Raw genomic sequence first — 20903 nt, 5'->3', positions numbered from 1 at the left:
CAAAATGTCATTACGAGGAACAAAGTGACGTGGTAATCTTTTTAATGACTTTATCCTGAAACACGTTTTACAATCTTAAGAAATCGAGAGATTCTTCGCTACGCTCTGAATGACATTATGTATTTTTGGCTCATGCCAGATTTAAAACTCTTAGAATATTTAGAATCGTACTTAACTGAGAACAGAAAAAACCGATTCCATAAGGTGCTGTCTCAACGTACCAAACATTTTACGGTAGCTACTGAAGACGTTTATCAATTGCACAATACCAGTGCTGTTATTCGCTCTTGTGATGTTTTTGGTATTCAGGAAGTGAATATTGTTGAGGAAGTCAATTCCAAACGTATCGACCGAGAAATTGCCATGGGAGCACAAAAATGGGTGGACTTGAATCGCTATCACACCGTAAAATCCTGTATTCAAGATTTAAAAGCAAAAGGGTATCAGATTGTAGCAACCACACCACACACCAATGATTGTGAGTTAATCGATTTTGATATCACCCAAAAATCCTGTTTTTTCTTTGGAAGGGAAACCGAAGGTTTATCGCAACAAGTTTTAGATGAAGCGGATTCTTTTCTAAAAATACCTATGGTTGGTTTTACCGAAAGTTTGAATATTTCGGTATCCGCAGCCATTATTCTTCAGCATGTGACTTCGAAGCTTAGAAAATCTGATATCCATTGGAAATTATCAGATGAAGAAATCCTAGAAAAACGTTTCGATTGGATTAAAAAAACCATAAAAAATTACGATGCTATAGTAGAGCGGTATCAAACCGAAGCTTAAATTTTGTAAATTTAGTTCACTAACCAAAAACTAAAATATCATGATTATTGCGCTCTATGTTATCCTTGCCATTATTGCTGTCATCATACTTTTGGCAGTTATAGCTCCCAAAAACTACAATGTTAGCCGAAGTGTTATCATTAAAAAACCCATTGCAGAAGTCTTCAATTATCTGAAGTATATTAAAAATCAAGATGATTGGTCTCCTTGGAAAAAGAAAGACCCTGACATGAAGCAAACTTTTACAGGAACTGATGGAGAAATAGGTTTTGTATCGCGTTGGGAAGGCAATAAGGATGTTGGAGTAGGTGAGCAAGAACTTACAGGAATTACTGAAAATTCATCTGTTGAAAGTCAATTACGATTTTACAAACCTTGGAAATCACAGTCCGATGCTTACATTACTACTCGAGAGATTGATGCCAATACAACAGAAGTAGTTTGGGGTTTTACAGGAGTGAACAAACCACCTTCAAATATTTTCTTTTTGTTCTTTAATATGGATAAAGCCGTAGGAAAGGATTTTGAGGAAGGTTTAAGCGATTTAAAACGAATTTTAGAATCTAAGTAACTAGAACTGATGGAAAGCAGAAAAATTTAAACTTTTCAGACTGAGCTTGTCGAAGTCTATTTCTAAATAAAACTAATATTAAAAAACTTAAAACTATGGTAGGTTGGTTTGAAATTCCCGTAAACGATATGAATCGTGCTAAGACCTTTTATGAAACGGTCTTTAAAGTTGAAATTAAAGATGTGGATTTTGGAGGTCTAGAAATGGGTTGGTTTCCTGATAATAATGGCGCTTATGGAGCTACGGGAACACTTATTAAACAAGACTCTTACATTCCAAGTCAAGAAGGGACTTTGGTGTATTTTATGTCTGATGATGTGCAAAATGAATTGGATAGAGTAGAAGCCGCAGGTGGAAAAATCTACCAAGAGAAAACTAAAATTTCAGATGAACACGGTTGTATGGGAGTTTTTATAGATACGGAAGGGAATCGTGTCGCTTTACACTCTAATTCTTAAGCTTTCCCTTTACCACTTTTACGCTCTTTACTACGTTTTATAACTTTGTATTCTTCGTAGCATTCGCTTATAGCGTCTAAGATCTGTAGGTCGTTAGCCGTATTGATAAATTCTTTAGAATAGTTACACTGGTTCACAATTTCATCTAAATCGAATTTAGTGACCTGTAGTAATACCAATAACATTTCTCTGTCGTAGCGTTTGGCAAGCTGATTTCGGATTTCGTCATCCTCTTTCATTTTTCTCAACTTATGCATTTCGTTCGGTTTTTTACCAAACATGTTGTAGAGAAAATCTGCAGGATTAAAAATAGCACCAAGCACTTTGGTAGCAATATTGGTTTTTCCACCTTCATAACCTTGCCCTGGTAAACCAGAGATACGGTATTGGTTATTAGATTGAATAGGTACTTGCTTTATGTCTACTTCCAAATAACCCGTTAACTGTAATTGCTTTACGGTAACTTCTTCCAAAGCTAGAGCAAGCTCAGTCATGGTAATTTCCGTATTTCCGAATTTTAACCAGTCATTGGTAACTCTTACTTTTATGGATTTGTAACCTAAATAAGATAAGTGTAAGGTGTCGTTGGCTTTGGCTTTAATTTCAAATTCACCATTATCATCTGTAGCCACACCGACCACTTGGTTAATATTTACGATATTTACTTCACTTAATGGCTCGTCGGTTGTGGCACTAATAATAGTTCCTTTCACCATTTTTGGCGCATCAGTTTCTGTACTATCAGTACTAGTTTCTTGTGCATAACTATGTACAGAAGTAAAACATAAAAATAAAAGTAGGATATATCGCATGCGTATCTGTTACGATGTAAAGGTAATAAAGAAAACGGACATTAATAATTAGCCTATTATTTTTGACTAAATATTAACAAACTTACTTGGTTGGTTGAACGTTATATCGAGCGCAGTTGAGATATAGACTACAGGTTCTCATAAAAACAAAAAATCCAAATTCATATTAAGGAATTTGGATTTTTAATTGAATTCTTATTTACGTCTAGAACGTCTTGGTCTGTCTGAACCAGAACGGTTACTGCGTCTTTCGCTACGGTTATCCGAACTGTCACTTCTTCTAGAGCGTCTTTCGTTTTTTGGTTGGCTATCGCTACGTCTACTAGAACGTCTTTCTCCGCCACCACTGCGTTTTCCGCCTTTGCCACGTCCTCTGTCGCGTCTTCCGCCACCACCACGGTTTTCACTCACTTCAACATTAACAAATCTACCTTCAAATTTAAAATCGGTAAAGAAGTTCAATACTTTTTCTTGTTGTGATTTTTCAGTGTTGAAGAATGAAAAACTATCTTTTACATCGACTTTAAAGACATCATCACGACCTAATTCTAACTGCTCTTTTAAGAAGTCTTTCAACTTCATCCAATCGTAACCATCTTTACGACCAACGTTAATGAAATAACGTGTATCGTTAGACGATTTATTATCTCCACGATCTCTATCACTTCCGCCATAGTCTTCAACGCTAAGATCTTTAGATTTATCGTAGTAGTTAAAGAAACGGTTAAACTCTACAGAGAAGAATTTCTTAATCAATTCGTCTTTGTCAGTATCTTTAAACAATTCATTGATACTGCCTAAATACTGATCGATTTCGTGGTTGGTTTCAGTAGTATGAATTTTCTTCGCCAAAGACATTAACTGTACTTCAACGATTTCCATACCAGAAGGAATCTCTTTCTTATCAAACTGTTTCTTAATGATACGCTCGATACTTTTAATTTTTCGAACTTCACTTTTTGAAACAATTACCATAGAAACACCAGTTTTTCCGGCTCTACCAGTACGACCAGAACGGTGTGTGTAAGTTTCTATTTCGTCTGGTAACTGGTAGTTAATAACGTGCGTAACATCATCAACATCAATACCACGAGCAGCAACATCAGTAGCGACAAGCATTTGAATTTGCTTGTTTCTAAAAGCTTTCATCACTAAATCACGTTGGTTTTGGCTTAAATCTCCGTGTAATGCTCCTGCACTGTAACCATCTTCAACCAGTTTTTCGGCTACTTTTTGTGTATCGCGTTTGGTTCTACAGAATACCACAGAAAAAATATCTGGATTAGCATCTGCCAAACGTTTCAACGCTAAATAACGATCTCTAGCATTTACCAAATAGTATTCGTGAGAAACGTTGCTTGTGCTTTCGTTTTTGTTACCAACTGTAATTTCAATGGGGTTGAACATAAAATCCTTAGCAATCGCAGCCACTTCTTTTGGCATGGTTGCCGAAAATAACCAGGTGCTTTTATCGGCTGGAGTGTGCGATAGGATTTCGGTCATATCTTCATAAAAGCCCATGTTTAGCATCTCGTCGGCTTCATCTAAAACCGAATATTCAATTTTAGAAATATCAACAAGTTTACGGCTAATCATATCTTTCATACGACCAGGAGTAGCTACAATAATCTGCGCTCCTCTTTTTATTTGCTTGGCTTGTTCTGTAATGCTAGAACCACCATAAATAGCCACCACGTTTAGTCCTTGGCAATATTTACCATAAAGTTTTAGCTCGTTGGTAATTTGCAAACAAAGTTCGCGTGTTGGTGATAAAATAAGTCCTTGTGTGGTACGACTATCCACATTGATTTTTTGAAGCATAGGAAAACCAAAGGCAGCCGTTTTACCGGTTCCGGTTTGTGCCAAAGCCACTAAATCGCGCTCTTCTTCTAATAAAACAGGGATAGCTTTCTGTTGTACTTCACTAGGTTGCTCAAAGCCTAAATCGGCAATAGCATTGAGTAGATCTTGGTTAAGACCCAATTCTTTGAATGTGCTCATTCTTAATTTTAAGTATTCGATAATTATTATGTAGTGTTACAAAAGAAGCGAATCGACATACTTAAAACCTGAAACTTCTGGTAACACATCCTCACCTTGAGGATAACCCAAACTCAGCTATTCTGAGTTTGAAGGCGCAAAAGTACGTTATTTTATTGGATTGGCAATTTTTGGGAGTGGGTTAGTGGCTAGGGTATGATTTTGTTTGGTGTTTAAGTATTTAGGTTAACAAACAAATCACGGATAAAAAATTCTATCGTAATTTTCATAAGCAGGTTCTAACTAGCAATGAATTATAGGTAATGTTGGTAGCCGTTTTTTAAAATTTATTAATAACATTATTTATAAAATTCATTATTCTTTCAGTATTTAATATTGCAGCCACTATTGCTAGCACAATTCCAATAAACCAAGGATTAGATAATAGTTTTTGTATCAGAGACTTTTTTAATGGTGTATTATTTTCTGTTTTTGGATTACTTATTATACGTGCTTTTTTCAAATCTGATTCTTGAATAACAGTCCCAATTGTTGAATTACTAAAATCATTATTTATGATTACACCAAATATTTTTTCATTTCCGTTTTTTATATCTCGACCTTTATCAAGTAGTTTTATTTGGCGTGAGCCATACATTTCAGCTATATCGTTATTAATAAAGTGTTGTCTTATTTTAAAAGTCAAGTCACTAAATATTAATTGGTCGTTTTTAGATAAATTCAAATCAGATTTTAAATCAGAAATAGAGAAATTATCATATTTCGGCGCGTGTTTAATAACTAAAGGAATAAACTTTTCAAGATATTCGTCTGTATTGTATTCAGGCTTTTGTCCGTAAGATCCTAATTTTATTCCCATAGTTGATTTAAATGATTGTAACGTCAACATATAGTTCTATTTCAATGAACTATGTCAATTGATAAGCTAAAATAGTCTTAAATTTTGATAATCAATAATCTACCTTTAAATCTGTTAAAGTTTTAGGATGTCTAACTATTCCATATCTCGTGTATTAGCGACTTCTCTAAAGAGTTTCCATTTGCCATCGGCTTTATCTTTTTTAAGTAGCGCTAAAAAGGTTGCGGTGAGTTCTATATGTTCGCCTTCGGCATTGGTGTAATAGGTAGAGCTTGTACCAAAATCGTAAGCTATACTGTCGCTAACCAACTTGGTTTCTACTGGTCGCATCACTAAACTATCGTAATGATACGCACCTGTTGGTTTTTCACGTAAACGCTTGTAGGTAGCCCAATATCCACAGTCAGGATCGTAAGATTTAACGTTAGACATGGAGTAGTTTTTTAAATCTGCAAATCGGTTTTCCTTAATAGCAGTTGTAAAACCTTTTCTAAGTTCTTCAATAGCTGCTAATTCAGCTTCAGTATCTATTGTGGTGACTACAGTTTCTGTTTCTTCGTTTGTTGGTTCTGTTTTGTTGGTTTTTTCATCACAAGAGCAAAGTGATACTACTAATACAAAAAGCAATAGATGTTTCATAAGATGTTGTTTTTTTGGTTGGTTAGTTGTATTGCAATGTAATGATAAATTCTCAAAATCAATAAGTTACCATTATGTTAGTTTTGCTCTGTGATTTTCCGAAGTATTTTTACAATGCGTTTATTTATAATTTCAGATAAGTTCCAATTGTAGAGTTTAGAATCTGTGGTGCTGTAAAAGGCAACCGTAACCGCATCGAGATCTTTATGGTACTTTGCAAAACTTTGGTAGCCTGGCACCCAACCTGCATGTTCGTACTCATAAATAGAGGAGTAGATGTCTTGTTCACCAGGTTCAAACACAGAACCGTCATTTAAAGCACGTATAAACGTGCCTACATCTTCGGCAGTGGCTAACATACCATGCTCGTCAGTTTTTAAATCGTGAGGATGACCAACGTGATAACCACTCATAACATCGTCTATATTAACTTCGCTTAACGAACCGTAGGTATTGTTGAGTTGTAAGGGTTCTAAAATTTCTTCTTTGATGAATTGAAAGTTGTTATAGCCTAAGGCATCATCCATAATCTTATTAATCAGCAGATAATTGGTGTTACAATACTCATAGTCTTCATCTGGTTTAAAATTTGCTGGTTGGTCTAGAATTAAAGCGACACTTTCCTCATAAGATTGTGTGGGATTTGCCCAAAAATTATAAGTATCCGTAAAATTTGGCATGCCACTTCTATGCTGTATCATTAATCGTAAAGTAATCTTATCGGCATATTCTATTCTGCCTACAAGTTCTGGTAAATAATCTGCTATGGTTTTGTCTAAAGACAGTCGTCCGTCATTGACCAATTTGGTAACAGCCACAGCATCGTAGAGTTTGCTTATACTGGCAATTTTAAATAAATCATGCGGATTGGCAGGTGTTTTAGTTGCTCTATTATGCCAACCAGAAGCCACATATTGAGGTGGTTTGCCAGCTTGATCGATGTAAACAATGATACCGTCAAATCCATGTGTTATAGCTTTATCGGCTTGTTCTTGAACGGTATCTGGTAAGGGTAATATCCAAGCTTTTACTAAAAGCCATGGTACAAAGTAGAGTGAAATTGCGGTACCCAAAAAGAGTAACACCCTAATGATGGTTTTGGTTGATTTTTTAGTCATTTGATTGATTGAAATTTAAGCGATTGAAAGCCGAAATATATTAAAAGGTTTTACCGTTTTTCCAAACTTGGTCTACTTTTTTAATATTATCAATGTTTTCTAAAGGATTGGCTTTTAGAATGACAAAGTCGGCTTTGCTACCAACTTTTAGTTCGCCTATTGGAAGATTAAAGGCCTTTGCGGCATTTCCTGTCGCAATTTTTAAAATATCAAGATTTGAAAGTCCTGCGTTTTTGTAGATTTCTAATTCTAGATAATAGTCTTTACCAAAATCCATCTGATACTCTTGGGAGTCTGTCCCAGCAACAATTAAAATGCCGTTGTCATGCATTTTCTTAACTACTTTAGAGTGTTCATCTGCACTCATAATATTTTCTCTTATCCACTTAGCCATATCAGGAGGAAGCATTTCCTCAATAGGTTTTAAATTGATACCAGCTGTAGTCACAATAAAAATATCATTTGCCGCTATCGTTTTATAGAATTCATCCGAAAGTGGGTATTCATCTTTACGAGATGGCATGTGTACAAAACCATCGGGTTTGTATTTTGCAATTTCAAGCATGCCTTCCAAAGTGCTGGTATGCACTACAGCTTTAAGATTCTTTTGATGTGCTAGGTCAATGAGTTTTCCGATTTGCTCGTAACTTAACGTTGGTGGTACCGGATCACCAAACATACTTGCATTGGTTCGTACAATTTTGATGTAATCCACATCTTTAGCCAAACGATGTTCTATCCAAGTATCAGGCGATAAGGAATCATTGATGGTTTCCATATCTGGACTAAACTGTGTTGGATGTCCGCCTGGAGCCGTAGCGGCATGACCAGAGCCATAGAGTGTTGAAAATCCTAAAGAATCTTTGGAAAGTTTTTTCCATTCGGACTCTCTGTCTTCCAATCCTGTGTGCATATTTAATAACGTGAGAATGCCTAAAGGATAACCTTCTTTAAGGTCGTCAACGGAATTGGCATGAACATGTGCATTTACAATACCAGGAATAATGTATTTATCTGAAGCATCGATAATAGAATCTCCTGTAATTTCCTCTAAAGTTATTGCGGCAATAGTATCATTATTTATGGCAATATTCACGAGACCTTTGTCTTCGTAGCCATCGAATACCTGTGCGTTTAAAAAAACTAGATCATAGTTTTTTGGTTTAGCGCAACTCATGGCAAGCGCTATAAGTCCTAGTAGAATAATTCTTTGCATCGGTTGGTTGTAATGTTAAAAAGATGAAACAATATAAACATTATATTCTGAAAATCAATAGGCTATGGTTTTTGTTGATATAGAGTTATTGCTTTGATAACACCTAAGAGATATTAATTTTCTATCACTAATCAGCTTATTCTTACACTTTTATAAAAAGTGAAAATTGGAATTAAAGATTGCATAAAACTAGCATAACACCATCTGAAATATAGGTTGGTAACTTTGGGTTATAATCTTAAATATTTTAATTATGAAAACTATTTTTTTATTGCCATTGTTTGTTTTTGCAAGCTTATTTATGACTGACAACACTTTTGAAAATCAGGCGATTGTTTCCGAAACGGAAGTCTATCCTGTGGAGTACGATGTGTGTATTCAATTAGTGGATAATCAAGGAAATCCTACCACTAATAATGATATACAAGGTTATGCGGCTTACGATTACCAAACTGGAAGTTATGTATATCCAGGACGCTACGATGCGGATTGCTTTTACGGTTTAGCAGAAGGCACCTACCGTTTTGATTCTTACCAAGGGTATTTCTGTGGTACTTCTTCTGAAGTTGTGACTTTATCAAGCGATTTGGAAAACGAAGATGGAGTTATTGTTATAGAATTAACCTTATGGTGTGAGTAAGCATTTTGCTTCACACTTTTGATATTGGAGAGGGTTTTGGGATTCATCTGAGTAATACTGTCATTCTGAATTTATTTCAGAATCTAAAAATTAAGAACTTTACGTAGTCAAATAGGTACAAACTTCTATGATATTTCGACTGCGCTCAATATGACAGCGTAAGGGATAAAACCAAACCCCTCTCTTTTTTATTTCCATTTTATATTACAACCCATACTTGGCTTTTGATTCTCATCAATTGGTTGATTATTGATTAAAGCCTCTATAGCTCCACGTAAATCTTTTCCTGTAACAGGAATGTCACTCTTAGGACGCGAATCATCTAACTGACCTACGTAAACCAATTTTAAATCTTCATCGAATAAGAAAAAATCTGGAGTACAAGCTGCGTCATAAGCTTTAGCAACGTCTTGGGTTTGGTCGTATAGATAAGGGAAGATATAATCGTTTTCAATAGCGTTTTTCTTCATCAACTCAGGTCTATCTTGTGGATAGTTCTCAACATCATTACTAGAAATTGCTATGCAGTTTACGCCTTTTGAAATATAGTCTTTTGCCAACTTAGATAACTGATCGCTCACATGGATAACATACGGACAGTGATTACAGATAAACATCACTAGCGTTCCGGTAGTACCTTTGAGTTCGTCTAAAGATTTTTTGGTGTCATCAATGGTGTCTACAAGTTCAAAATTTGGAGCTTTTGTGCCTAAAGGCAACATGTTAGATGGAGTCAATGCCATTATGTGAATTTTGTTTTATTTGTTAGTTTTGTTGAATGGATAATATAACAACATTTGAAGACTTTACAAAGGTAGATTTACGCATAGGAACCATTATTGAAGTTAATGATTTCCCGAAGGCTAACCGACCAGCATATCAACTTACTATAGATTTTGGGGATTTGGGTATAAAGAAATCCTCGGCACAAATCACCACACAATATCAAAAGGAAGATTTGCTTCACAGACAAATTGTGGCTGTGGTGAACTTTCCTAAAAAGCAAATTGCCAATTTTATGAGCGAATGTTTAGTAGTGGGAGCTGTAAAAGAGAAGGATGTGTTTTTATTGCATCCAGAATCTAAAGTTAAAAACGGATCAACCGTATCGTAAACTTTTAAAAACATTGGAAAACAAAAAAGCCACTACTTCTGTAATGGCTTTTTTGTTATTTTGAGTTATAGTTTTTAGATATCGTCAAAGCTAATATCTGTAAAACTATCAGTTCCTTTAGTACTTTCAGAAGCACTAGCTTCAGTTTCAAAATTATCTTCGCGTTTAAAATCTTTTTGGTGACGCTCACTGATAACTTCTTCTCCTTTTTCGTTGATGATGTAGTCGGTCATTTCAGTTAAAATGTCTCTAAACTCGAAGAAATCTTCTTTGTAAAGATAAATTTTATGCTTCTTGTAATGGAAAGACCCATCGTCGTTAGTAAATTTTTTACTTTCTGTAACTGTTAAGTAGTAATCTCCCGCCTTAGTCGCTCTAACATCAAAGAAATAAGTTCTTCTACCTGCACGTAGTACTTTTGAGTATATTTCTTCTTTGTCCATCGTTTCATAGTCGCTCATAAGTCAATCTTTTTTTTAAATTTAAAGCCAAAAATCTAAAAAAAAAGTAAAGTAACCAACAAATTATAGCATTTCTTTTTCAGAGAGTTGTTTGGTGTATAATTCTTTGTAGTAACCATCTGAATTGATGAGTGTATTGTGATTACCGCTCTCAATTATTTTTCCATCATCTAAGACAATAATATGATCTGCGTTTTTAGCAGAAGACACACGATGGCTTACAATAATGGTCGTTTTGTCTTTAGTAAGCTTCACTAAATTCTTAAGAATTTTCTCTTCAGTTTCGGTATCTACAGCAGAAAGACAGTCGTCAAACAATAAAATATCTGGATGCTTTATAATCGCTCTGGCAATAGATACACGTTGCTTTTGTCCACCAGAAAGCGTAATACCCCGTTCACCAAGAATAGTGTCATAACCTTTGGTAAATTTGATGATGTTTTTGTGAACTCTGGCATTTTTAGCTGCTTCAATAACTTCTTCGTCTGTGGCATCTTCCTTACCAAACTTAATATTGTTTTTAATGGAATCTGAAAATAAGAAGGCATCTTGTGGCACGTAGCCAATACTTTCTCTTAGACTATACAGGTTGAGTTTAGAAATAGAGGTGTTGTCAACCAAAAGTTCACCATTTTCAATATCGTAAAGACGACCAATTAAATCGAGAATAGTGGATTTACCTGAACCAGTTTTTCCTAAAACCGCTAGTGTTTCACCAGATTTTAATTTGAAGCTTACATCTTTTAAAGCCGTAATATTGGTATCTGGATAGGTGAATGATACATTTTTAAATTCAATATCTCCTTTTATAGGAGTAAGCTCGTTATTGTGATTTTTTATATCAGGATCGGTTTTTAGGAATTCGTTAATACGTTCTTGTGAAGCTTCAGCCTGTTGTACCAAAGAAGTTACCCAACCCACAGTTGCTACTGGCCATGTTAGCATATTAACGTAGATAATGAACTCTGCTATAGTACCAATATTTTCAATCTTACCGTTGATATATTGCATACCACCAACATAGATCACAATTAAGTTACTAATACCTATAAGTAATACCATCAATGGAAAAAACAAGGCTTGTACTTTGGTAAGATCGATTTGCTTTTCTCTGTTTTGATTCGATAGATCTTCAAACTCTACATTGGTTCTAGGTTCAATACCGTAAGATTTTATCACTGAAATACCACTGAAAGCTTCTTGTGTGTAAGTAGATAGCGTAGAAAGTGATTGTTGTACTATGGTACTTCGCTTGTTAATCATTCGGCTTAACTTGTATATCGTTATGGATAATACAGGTAACGGAATCAATGTGTATAAGGTTAGGGAAGGAGCTGTGTTAATCATGTAAATCAATGCCACCACAAAAAGTGTAATAGTGTTCATGGTGTACATAATAGCTGGCCCAACGTACATACGGACTTTACCAACATCCTCACTAATTCGGTTCATTAAATCACCTGTTCTGTTGGATTTGTAGAAGTTTAAAGATAGAATTTGATAATGCTGGTAGATTTCATTTTTAAGATCAAACTCAATATATCTAGAAACATTAATGATGGTTTGTCGCATAAGAAACGTAAAAATTCCTGCAACAACAGCCGCACCAATAAGGTACAGAATGTTAATCATTAATTCACTTCTAAAGACTTCTTCGGTAATTTTTCCGTTTAATCTATCAGAAACGACATTAATAGATGCACCAACTAATCTTGGTGTAAATAATGCAAATATTTTAGCTACTATGGTGATAACGATACCAATAATTAAGCTGTATTTGTACTTTAAAAAATATTTATTGAGATGCTTTAGTGCCTTCATGTTGTATTTGGTCGGTCAAAAGTATTACGATAATCTTATTTTACAGTTAATATTTTGCTAATCCTTTATTAATAATTTACTTTTGCACGCTGTTTTTTGTTATATTAAAAACAGCCTTAAATCAAATGATAATGACTTCAGAAATTATTACATCAAAAGAGCTAAAAAAAATGGATCCTGTTTTTGGACAACATTCTTTTGATGATCATGAGCAAATTGTTTTTTGCAATGACAAAGATACTGGATTAAAAGCTATAATCGGTATTCATAATACAGTTTTAGGACCTGCTTTGGGAGGTACTCGAATGTGGAACTATGCTAGTGAGTGGGAAGCCCTCAATGATGTATTGCGTTTATCTAGAGGAATGACTTTTAAGTCAGCGATTACAGGTTTAAACCTTGGAGGTGGTAAAGCTGTAATTATAGGAGATGCTAAAACACAAAAAACGCCAAAATTAATGAAGCGTTTTGGTGAGTTTGTTCATTCTTTAAATGGAAAATACATCACAGCAGAAGATGTGGGTATGACTACTGAAGATATGGATACTGTAAGAGAAGTAACCCCTTACGTAACTGGTATTTCAGAAAGTAAAGGTGGTGCTGGTAACCCTTCACCAATAACTGCTTATGGAGTTTTTATGGGAATGAAAGCTGCAGCGAAGTTTAAGTTTGGTTCAGATATCTTAGAAGATAGAAATGTATTTGTTCAAGGTATTGGGCACGTAGGTGAAGCTTTGGTTGAGCATTTGGTAAATGAAGGAGCTAACGTTACTATTTCTGATATTAGCCAAGAGCGTTTAGAAGAAGTTCGTTCTAAGTTTGGAGTAACCATTTACGGAGGAGATGATCTTTATAGTGAGCGCATGGATATTTATGCACCTTGTGCTTTAGGAGCTACTATAAATGATGAAACTATAGATAAAATTCAAGCTAGAATCATCGCTGGTGCTGCTAATAACCAGTTAGAAGATGAGAAAAAACACGGCAGAATTTTACAAGAAAAAGGTATTGTTTACGCACCAGATTTTTTAATAAATGCTGGTGGTATTATTAATGTTTACGCAGAATTGGAAGGTTATGATAAGCCAGAAATTATGCGTAAAACAGAAAATATTTACAATACAACTTTAGAAATTTTAGATAATGCTAAAGTGAACAACATTACAACACAAACAGCAGCAATGAATATTGCTAGAGAGCGTATTGAAACACGTAAAAGAGAAAACTCTAAATAGGAGTGATTTAATTTTTATTTCAGAATTAAATAATAGTATTTTTGCAAGGTGAGTTTAGGCTCACCTTTTTTAATCATAAATAATTAAATATAGTATAGTTCTTAGACATGCTTAACCGAAGACATATCCGAATAAAAGTGATGCAATCATTATACGCTTTCAAAGGCTCAGAAAGTGATGATTTTAAAAAAGATGAAAAGTTTTTACGTCACAGTTTAGATAGCATGTATGATTTATACATCTCAATATTGGCTTTACTTATCGAGATTCATAAGAAAAGTAAAGATTACAATACCAAACTGCAGAATAAAATCTTAGGATCGGCTTCAGATAAAAATCCGAGTACAAAGTTTCAGAATAACGAGATCTTAAATCTTTTGAGCAGTAATAAGATGCTTCAAGAGGCAATATCTAAAAGAAAACTCAATTTTTGGGATTTAGATTTTGAGTATGTAGATATTCTTTTTAAGGAAATTATCAATAGTGAACTCTATAAAGATTATTTAGCTGAAAAAGATTCTTCATATAAGAAGGATAAACATTTTATTCTAGATGTTTATACTGAAATCATAGCACCAAACGAGAAGTTGTATGATTATTTTGAAGACAAGCGTCTTACTTGGGTAGATGATTTACCTGTAGTAAATACGGCTTTGATTAAAGTTTTAAGAAAATTAAAACTTACGTCTCCAGAAACACACTTGTTACCAGATCTATACAAGGATGACGATGATATGGAGTTTGCTAGCGAGTTATTTAAAAGAACATTTCTCAATTCCTCTAAATATGCTGAAGAAATAGCAGGAAAAACAACCAATTGGGACAGTGAGCGTTTAGCGAGTTTAGATGGTGTGTTGTTAAAGATGGCATTGTGTGAGTTTCAGAAGTTTCCGTCTATTCCTTATAAGGTAACCATCAACGAATATCTAGAAATAGCTAAGGAATATTCTACACCAAAAAGTAGCTTATTCTTAAACGGTATTCTAGATAAAATCGTTAAAGAATACCAATCTAAAAACATTCATCAAAAAGTAGGTAGAGGCTTAATGTAAGCCAATATTGATTTTGGCAATTTGTTAACATCAGCTTAAAAGTTTTAATTCGATGAAATTATTACTAAATTTGGTGGCTTAACAAGAATTAGTAACACTTAATTAAAAAAATTCAATAATGAAAAAAGTAATTTTAGGACTTAGTGCATTATGTATGGTAGCTTTTACATCTTGTAAAGATGATGCCGCTAGTAAAGTAAAATCAGAGAATGTAGCAGTAGCTGCTGAGAGAGATGCAAACGCTGGTGATTTACCATCAATTTCTTTTGATAAGACAGAGCACGATTTTGGTACTATTGAAAACGGAACTCCTGTAGAAACTACATTTAAATATACAAACACTGGTAACTCTATGTTAGTAGTAAGTAATATTAAAAGTACTTGTGGATGTACAGTACCATCTAACTGGACTAAAGAAGTTGCTCCAGGTGAAACAGGTGAGTTTACTGTAAAGTTTAATGGAAAAGGAAACGGTAATAAAGTTTCTAAATCTATTACAATGACTACAAATACAGAAAAAGGTAAAGAAGTAGTAAAAATCACAGCTTTTGTTGAGAAAGATCCAAATGCACCAGCAAGAACAGCTCCAGCAACTACTGGAACAAACCCACTTGCTACACCAGCAGTAAAATCTTCGACTCAACCAGGTCACGAAGGACATAACCACGATTAATTAGTATTTGATGGGAGACTTAGGAAATTTTTTACCATTAATTGCCGTATTAGCTGTAATGTATTTTCTTATGATAGCACCTCAAATGAAGCGTGCTAAGCAAGAAAAGAAATTTGCAAGTGAATTAAAACGCGGTGACCGTGTTATTACCAAAAGTGGTATGCATGGTAAGGTTGTAGATTTAAACGAAAAGGATAACAGCTGTGTTATTGAAACTTTAGCTGGGAAAATCAAATTCGATCGTTCTGCAATCTCAATGGAAATGAGTAAAAAACTAAACGCACCAGCTACAACAAAGTAGTAAGGTCGTTCATATAAAAATAAAAAAGCCACTCTGCACAGAGTGGCTTTTTTATTTAGCAGTTTTTGTACTTATCGTGTAACCCCTTGCTTTCTAAAATCATTGGAATTATTTTTTCTAACCTCCTAATTTTGGTAGCTTCTCTTTTGGCTTCAGAAATGTGTTCGCAATATTCACGTTGATGTGAGGGAGAAAGTTTATCAAAGGCCTGTTTTAGATCTTTTTTGGTTTTAAGTTCGTTTTTTAATTCGGCAGGGATGACAACTGTTTTGGTTCGTTTTGGTTTTATTTCTTTACCTAAACGCTGATTTTCTAGGGATTCTTTAACGTAGTCTAAAACTAAATCAGGATTAATCTCACTTATAGAAGTAAAACGCATTTGTCGTAACGCTTTGGTTTTGCCTTCTTGTGCGTTCATGAGGATATTATGTTCATCTTTAAGGAAAACGCCATTAAAAAACCAAATGCAAAAATGATGTTTAAAAGCTCCTAGACCAAGCACATTTTTTCCATTCAAGCAATACACAGGCGCTCCCCATTTTAGGGTTTCTTCTAATTCGGTTTTAAGAACAATATCTCGTAATACGCTTATTTCTTTCGCCCAATGGTTGTGCTTTTCAATGTAAGCTTCAACCGAATCAATTTTTGCCATCTTTTAAAGTTTTTATAAGCTTAAATTACGGATTTTTATTCACTTAAGTTTTCTAAGTAATTTACAAGCATACTAACAGCCTTGCCTCGGTGACCAATTTTATTCTTTTCTTCTAAAGATATTTCAGCAAAAGTTTGTGTATAACCTTCGGCTTTAAAAATGGGATCGTAACCAAAACCTTTTTCGCCATGCTTCTCTGAGGTGATTTCACCTTTACAAATTCCAGTAAACGATTTTAGTTTGCCATTAAGATGCAATGCAATAACGGTTTTAAATTGAGCCTTCCTATTGGGTTTGTTTTGCAGTGCAGATAAAAGTTTATTCATATTATCCTCAGCATTGCGTTGAGGTCCAGCGTATCTCGCAGAGTACACTCCTGGTTCGCCATTTAGAGCATCTACTTCTAAACCTGTGTCGTCTGCAAAACAATCATAACCGTAATTATTTTTTATATATTCTGCTTTTTGAATAGCATTACCTTCAATTGTAGGTTGGGTTTCGGGTATGTCTTCATTGCAGCCAATATCACTTAGACTTAGTAATTCTATATGGTTTGGCACTAAGGCCTGAACTTCTTTTAGTTTGTTAAGATTATTTGTTGCGAAGACGAGTTTCATGATATAGTTTTTATAACTTAAAAATAGATTTATATTTAAGCATTCAAAAATAAAAATATATCGATGAAGAATACTCTTTTTATAGTGTTGGTGCTATTTGTAATTTTTAATTGTAGTGCTCAAAAAAAATATAAGTATCCAGAAACTCCAAAAGATTCTTTTATAGATATATATTTTGATGATAAAATATACGATCCATATCAATGGATGGAAAACTCAGAGGATTCTAGGTTAAATAATTGGCTAAACACTCAAAATAGGCTAACAGAAAGGGAAACTGATAAATATTTAGATAAGTGGACATTGCGAAGTCAAATAGGTTCTATGTACTATGACGTAAAATATGATGAGAGCCATAGCTACATGAAAAAAAATGATAGTTTAAAGGGCAAATATATTTTTAAGTATAGAAAAAGTTCTACTAAAAGATCATTAGATCTGCTTTACAAGCGAAGAGGTAGTGAACTTAACTTTAACAAACTTTTTAATATAAAGGATTATACACCTGATAAAAACAGTCATATTGATATAACCAACACTTATGTTAATGAAGACTATGATTTAATAGCTATTGAGATATCAAATAATGGAAGTGACTGGAGGGAAATCTATTTTTTTAACTTGATTACAGGAGAACAATTTGAGCATAAACTTAAAAATATAAGGATTTCTAGTAGTTGTATTTGGTTAAAAGATGCATTTGTCTATGACGCTTTTGATACACCTGAAAAAGGACGAGAATTGTTAGATAAGGCCAAAGGACAGAAATTATATTATCATAATCTAACAGAATCACAGTCTGAAGATAAACTACTTTACCAGAATCCAGATGTAACAGGTACTAATTCGTTTAGGTTTTCTAAAAGAGATGAAAAAATTATATTTCATCATTATCTAACTGTAAAAGGAAAAACCTATAGAGCTTTGTCTTTGGGTAATATTAGACCTGAGTCATTCTACCTTTCAAAATTTTTGATTTACCCGAATTCAAAAGAAATACAAATGACGGTCGAAGAATTAGAAGGTGATGTTGCTATACTTAACACAAATTGGGAAGCAAAAAATGGTAGAGTTTTAAAGGCTAACATAAATCAATTAAACCAAGTTTCAGAATTCATACCAGAGTATGATATTATGCTAAAAAACGTAAATAAATTAGGTAAGAATAAGTTAGCTTGTATTTATTTTTACAATGGTAAGGATGTAGCATTGATATTTAATTTAGAAGGTGAGTTATTACGAAGAATTGATTTTCCAGAGGGAAAAAAATTAAATTATTTGTATGAATCAAATGAGGACGTCACACATACAGATTTTAGTATTTCATCATTTTATCATCCTGACATTTGGTATCAATTATCTTTAGAGGATTTAACGTTCAAACCTGCTGGTACAACCTCTATACCATATGATGCTGAAAAGCTAGAGACTAAATATGTGACATATACTTCTAAGGATGGTACCGAAGTACCAATGTATATAACACATTTAAAGGGAGTAGAGCTAGATGAAAATAATCCAACTTTACTGTATGGGTACGGAGGTTATGGTGTTACGGTTGAGCCTAGATATGATCAATCACAGACTTTATGGTTATTACATGGCGGTGTTTTAGCTGTACCAAATATTAGAGGTGGTGGTGCTAAAGGTAACGAATGGGCATTGGCAGGTAGACGTTTAAACAAGCAAAAAGCTATAGATGATTTTATTAGTGCTGCTGAATTTTTAATTTCAGAAAAATATACAAATCCAGAAAAATTGGCCATTAATGGTGGCTCTCATGGAGGTATGTTAGTTGGTGCATCTATGATACAAAGGCCAGAATTATTCAAAGCTGTTATTGCTGAAGCAGGACCATTTGATATGTTGAGATTTGAAAAATATACGGTGGCTTCTGTTAATGTAAATTTGAATGAGTTTGGAAATACTGCGTTTGAAGAAGATTACTTTAATCTTAAATCTTATTCACCCTTACATAATATAAAAGAAGGTGTGAAGTATCCAAATTTACTTTTAATAACAGGATCAGATGACGATAGAGTTCCTCCTTTACATTCTTATAAATTTTTAGCAACGTTACAAGATAAGGGGAGTAATACTTCTCTGTATATATTGCATGTTGTAAATGGTTCTGGGCATGGAGGAGCAATTTCATCAGAAGAGTTTACTCAAAAAATATCTAAAAAATATTCTTTTTTATTCAATCAATTAGGAATTAGAATTTAAAGAGTTACTATTAAATAGTTATAATTTAAACATCATCAATAACCCTTAATCTAATTAGAGACTCTGAAATTAAAAGTATTATACATTGCTTTATTTTGTTTTTGTCCGGTTTTGGACTATGCACAAAACTTCAAAGATTTAGATTCATTGCTTATTGATAGAGATATTGATAACTATTCTATACGTTTTTTTACAAACTACAAGGTCAATAAATTTAGTGTTTTAAACTCATACTATGATGTTAAGTTTACACCAAATAATAGGCATGGTATAGGTTTTGGTGTCGCTAACAAAAAAATGATTTTAGATATAGGCTTCAATCTAAAAAACCCGAATAAAGAAGAAACTGCTAGGTTTGATTTTCAAGGTACTGCTATTATAAAGAAGAGAAATTATACTGACTTGTATATTCAATCGTATAAAGGTTTTCAAGCCAAAAATAACTTTGGTGAATCTTCAGTTTTTAGAGGAGATATGAGGTCTGTTAGTTTTGGTTTTAATTACTTGTATACTCTTGATGAAATAGAGTTTTCGTATTCACTGTTAAAGGCAGGTCTTTTAGATGAAGATGATAAAGATGTATTTATTACAGGCGGATTGGGTGTCTTTGGAATGTTTGATTATTTCTCATCGGATACAAGTGTGCTTTCAGAAATTGCGCTAGAGTATTTCAATGAACAAGCCGATATAAAACGTTACCAAGGAGTTACTGTTGGAGTAATGGGTGGTGCAATTTCTTATTTTAAGATAAAAGAAGATATAAGAGCTGCTGTAAATATAATGCCAGGTGTTGGTGTTATGAGCAAGAAAATTACATTACAAGATGGAGATTATAAACCAGAAAAACCAATACTTTATAAGTTGGATTTTTCGCTAGGTTTGGCATATCAACTAGATCGCTTATATGCTTGTTTAACCTATAATAACGGATTATATGCTACAGATTTTGGATATGATAACAACTACCGATTAAATATAGGTAATGCTAAGTTGGCCTTAGGCTACAGGTTAGGGCAGCCTAATAAAAAAAGAAAACTTAAACAAAGCCTGTTTGAGGAGTAAAATTTAAGTCTTTATTAATAAGTTTTTTGGTGAAATTTAATTCAAATTTATGATATTTATCACTCAAGATGCTGGTGTAAAATCGTATCTTAGATAAAGAGAATTAACAATATAAACACAATTATTATGACGGTAAATTTTGAATATGTGAATACAGATGTAAGTGAGACACTATCTGCTTTCACCGAAGAAAAATTAGGTAAATTGTTTAACAGATATGAATTTTTAATTAGTGCCACAGTTCGTTTTAAGCATGATGATAATTTACACAACGAAGGAAAGTTTTGTGATATTGAGTTGAGTCTTCCTGGTCCTCGAATTTTTGCCACTTCAAATAAAAGTAATTATGAAGTTGCGGTTAGGGAAACTATCAATGATTTAGAACGTCAACTAAAGAAACGCAAAGAAGTTTTTAAAACACATTAATTTAGAGCGCTAAGACGTTTAATATTAGAGGGTTTATTATTTTAATGTTTGATTGGGTTCATTCCTTAAAATAATAGACTCTCTTTTTTTGTGCTCAATCGATTCAAAATATTGATAATTTCGGTTTTAAAAACATGTTGCGTATATTAAATGCGTACCT

General features: G+C 33.7%; 23 protein-coding genes. 12 read left to right on the top strand and 11 right to left on the bottom strand.

All coding sequences use genetic code 11. From position 1 onward, the window contains the following. Nucleotides 1-132 precede the first annotated feature (132 nt). The 3 genes from AC2H4K_RS01885 (at nt 133) to AC2H4K_RS01875 (ending at nt 1818) form a co-directional block, all read left to right on the top strand. Nucleotides 133-789 (top strand): TrmH family RNA methyltransferase, encoded by a 657-nt coding sequence (locus AC2H4K_RS01885; RefSeq protein ID WP_281141252.1) that lies wholly within the window; start codon nt 133-135, stop codon nt 787-789. A gap of 40 nt (nt 790-829) precedes the next feature. Next, entirely contained in the window at nt 830-1360 is a 531-nt protein-coding gene (locus tag AC2H4K_RS01880; protein WP_281141200.1) for an SRPBCC family protein, read from the top strand. 95 nt (nt 1361-1455) lie between these two features. Next, a complete protein-coding gene (locus AC2H4K_RS01875; RefSeq protein WP_281141201.1) occupies nt 1456-1818 on the top strand; it encodes a VOC family protein in 363 nt (120 codons plus the stop codon). Here AC2H4K_RS01875 and AC2H4K_RS01870 read toward each other — a convergent pair. The 6 genes from AC2H4K_RS01870 to AC2H4K_RS01845 all read right to left on the bottom strand — a co-directional run bounded on the left by AC2H4K_RS01870 (nt 1815) and on the right by AC2H4K_RS01845 (nt 8463). Continuing rightward, nucleotides 1815-2630 carry a carboxypeptidase-like regulatory domain-containing protein gene (locus AC2H4K_RS01870; protein ID WP_493742787.1) on the bottom strand — a complete coding sequence of 272 codons (816 nt, stop codon included), beginning with the start codon at nt 2628-2630 and terminating at the stop codon, nt 1815-1817. The genes AC2H4K_RS01875 and AC2H4K_RS01870 overlap by 4 nt on opposite strands. A 195-nt stretch (nt 2631-2825) precedes the next feature. Beyond that, complete coding sequence (locus AC2H4K_RS01865; RefSeq protein WP_281141202.1) at nt 2826-4631, bottom strand: DEAD/DEAH box helicase; 1806 nt, start codon at nt 4629-4631, stop codon at nt 2826-2828. Between the two features lie 319 nt (nt 4632-4950). Continuing rightward, nucleotides 4951-5490, bottom strand: coding sequence for a hypothetical protein (locus AC2H4K_RS01860; RefSeq protein WP_281141203.1), 540 nt, complete (start codon nt 5488-5490; stop codon nt 4951-4953). Between the two features lie 135 nt (nt 5491-5625). Continuing rightward, entirely contained in the window at nt 5626-6129 is a 504-nt protein-coding gene (locus AC2H4K_RS01855) for a hypothetical protein (RefSeq protein ID WP_281141204.1), read from the bottom strand. A gap of 77 nt (nt 6130-6206) precedes the next feature. After that, nucleotides 6207-7247 (bottom strand): serine hydrolase domain-containing protein, encoded by a 1041-nt coding sequence (locus AC2H4K_RS01850; protein ID WP_281141205.1) that lies wholly within the window; start codon nt 7245-7247, stop codon nt 6207-6209. Between the two features lie 40 nt (nt 7248-7287). Continuing rightward, a complete protein-coding gene (locus AC2H4K_RS01845) occupies nt 7288-8463 on the bottom strand; it encodes an amidohydrolase family protein (protein WP_281141206.1) in 1176 nt (391 codons plus the stop codon). A 253-nt stretch (nt 8464-8716) separates the two neighbouring features. On the opposite strand from AC2H4K_RS01845, the gene AC2H4K_RS01840 reads away from it, so the two are divergent. After that, nucleotides 8717-9103: a hypothetical protein gene (locus AC2H4K_RS01840; RefSeq protein WP_281141207.1), complete on the top strand. Its 387-nt coding sequence runs from the start codon at nt 8717-8719 to the stop codon at nt 9101-9103. 188 nt (nt 9104-9291) lie between these two features. On the opposite strand, the gene AC2H4K_RS01835 is transcribed toward AC2H4K_RS01840, so the two are convergent. Continuing rightward, a complete protein-coding gene (locus AC2H4K_RS01835) occupies nt 9292-9846 on the bottom strand; it encodes a thioredoxin family protein (protein WP_281141208.1) in 555 nt (184 codons plus the stop codon). 35 nt (nt 9847-9881) lie between these two features. Here AC2H4K_RS01835 and AC2H4K_RS01830 point away from each other — a divergent pair, with 35 nt between their 5' ends. Beyond that, nucleotides 9882-10217 carry a tRNA-binding protein gene (locus AC2H4K_RS01830; RefSeq protein ID WP_281141209.1) on the top strand — a complete coding sequence of 112 codons (336 nt, stop codon included), beginning with the start codon at nt 9882-9884 and terminating at the stop codon, nt 10215-10217. A 74-nt stretch (nt 10218-10291) separates the two neighbouring features. Here AC2H4K_RS01830 and AC2H4K_RS01825 read toward each other — a convergent pair whose 3' ends face one another. Together AC2H4K_RS01825 and AC2H4K_RS01820 are read right to left on the bottom strand one after the other, a co-directional pair. Then, nucleotides 10292-10678 (bottom strand): PUR family DNA/RNA-binding protein, encoded by a 387-nt coding sequence (locus AC2H4K_RS01825; protein WP_281141210.1) that lies wholly within the window; start codon nt 10676-10678, stop codon nt 10292-10294. 63 nt (nt 10679-10741) lie between these two features. Then, nucleotides 10742-12499 carry an ABC transporter ATP-binding protein gene (locus tag AC2H4K_RS01820; protein ID WP_281141211.1) on the bottom strand — a complete coding sequence of 586 codons (1758 nt, stop codon included), beginning with the start codon at nt 12497-12499 and terminating at the stop codon, nt 10742-10744. 131 nt (nt 12500-12630) lie between these two features. Here AC2H4K_RS01820 and AC2H4K_RS01815 point away from each other — a divergent pair, with 131 nt between their 5' ends. From AC2H4K_RS01815 to yajC, 4 genes are all read left to right on the top strand, one after another. Next, nucleotides 12631-13734: a Glu/Leu/Phe/Val family dehydrogenase gene (locus AC2H4K_RS01815; protein ID WP_281141212.1), complete on the top strand. Its 1104-nt coding sequence runs from the start codon at nt 12631-12633 to the stop codon at nt 13732-13734. A gap of 140 nt (nt 13735-13874) precedes the next feature. Further along, nucleotides 13875-14786, top strand: a complete 912-nt coding sequence (nusB, locus tag AC2H4K_RS01810) for a transcription antitermination factor NusB (protein WP_281141213.1) — start codon at nt 13875-13877, stop codon at nt 14784-14786. 118 nt (nt 14787-14904) lie between these two features. After that, entirely contained in the window at nt 14905-15459 is a 555-nt protein-coding gene (locus tag AC2H4K_RS01805) for a DUF1573 domain-containing protein (RefSeq protein WP_281141214.1), read from the top strand. A gap of 10 nt (nt 15460-15469) precedes the next feature. Then, nucleotides 15470-15760: a preprotein translocase subunit YajC gene (gene yajC, locus AC2H4K_RS01800; RefSeq protein ID WP_281141215.1), complete on the top strand. Its 291-nt coding sequence runs from the start codon at nt 15470-15472 to the stop codon at nt 15758-15760. 55 nt (nt 15761-15815) lie between these two features. Here the strand turns inward: yajC and AC2H4K_RS01795 are convergent, their stop codons facing one another. Both AC2H4K_RS01795 and AC2H4K_RS01790 read right to left on the bottom strand, forming a co-directional pair. Beyond that, nucleotides 15816-16412, bottom strand: a complete 597-nt coding sequence (locus AC2H4K_RS01795; protein WP_281141216.1) for a YdeI/OmpD-associated family protein — start codon at nt 16410-16412, stop codon at nt 15816-15818. 35 nt (nt 16413-16447) lie between these two features. After that, nucleotides 16448-17029, bottom strand: a complete 582-nt coding sequence (locus AC2H4K_RS01790; protein WP_281141217.1) for a non-canonical purine NTP diphosphatase — start codon at nt 17027-17029, stop codon at nt 16448-16450. 63 nt (nt 17030-17092) lie between these two features. Between AC2H4K_RS01790 and AC2H4K_RS01785 the strand changes: the two genes are divergently transcribed. The 3 genes from AC2H4K_RS01785 (at nt 17093) to hpf (ending at nt 20743) form a co-directional block, all read left to right on the top strand. Continuing rightward, a complete protein-coding gene (locus tag AC2H4K_RS01785; protein ID WP_493742786.1) occupies nt 17093-19255 on the top strand; it encodes a prolyl oligopeptidase family serine peptidase in 2163 nt (720 codons plus the stop codon). Nucleotides 19256-19366: 111 nt separating this feature from the next. After that, nucleotides 19367-20317, top strand: a complete 951-nt coding sequence (locus tag AC2H4K_RS01780; RefSeq protein WP_281141219.1) for a DUF4421 family protein — start codon at nt 19367-19369, stop codon at nt 20315-20317. Between the two features lie 126 nt (nt 20318-20443). Then, the gene (gene hpf, locus AC2H4K_RS01775; protein ID WP_281141220.1) at nt 20444-20743 is read left to right on the top strand and encodes a ribosome hibernation-promoting factor, HPF/YfiA family; all 300 of its coding nucleotides are present in this window, start codon (nt 20444-20446) and stop codon (nt 20741-20743) included. Nucleotides 20744-20903: the final 160 nt, after the last annotated feature.

The organism is Winogradskyella sp. 266wxhm, from assembly GCF_058964685.1.
This window is presented reverse-complemented; position numbering and strand designations above follow the sequence as displayed.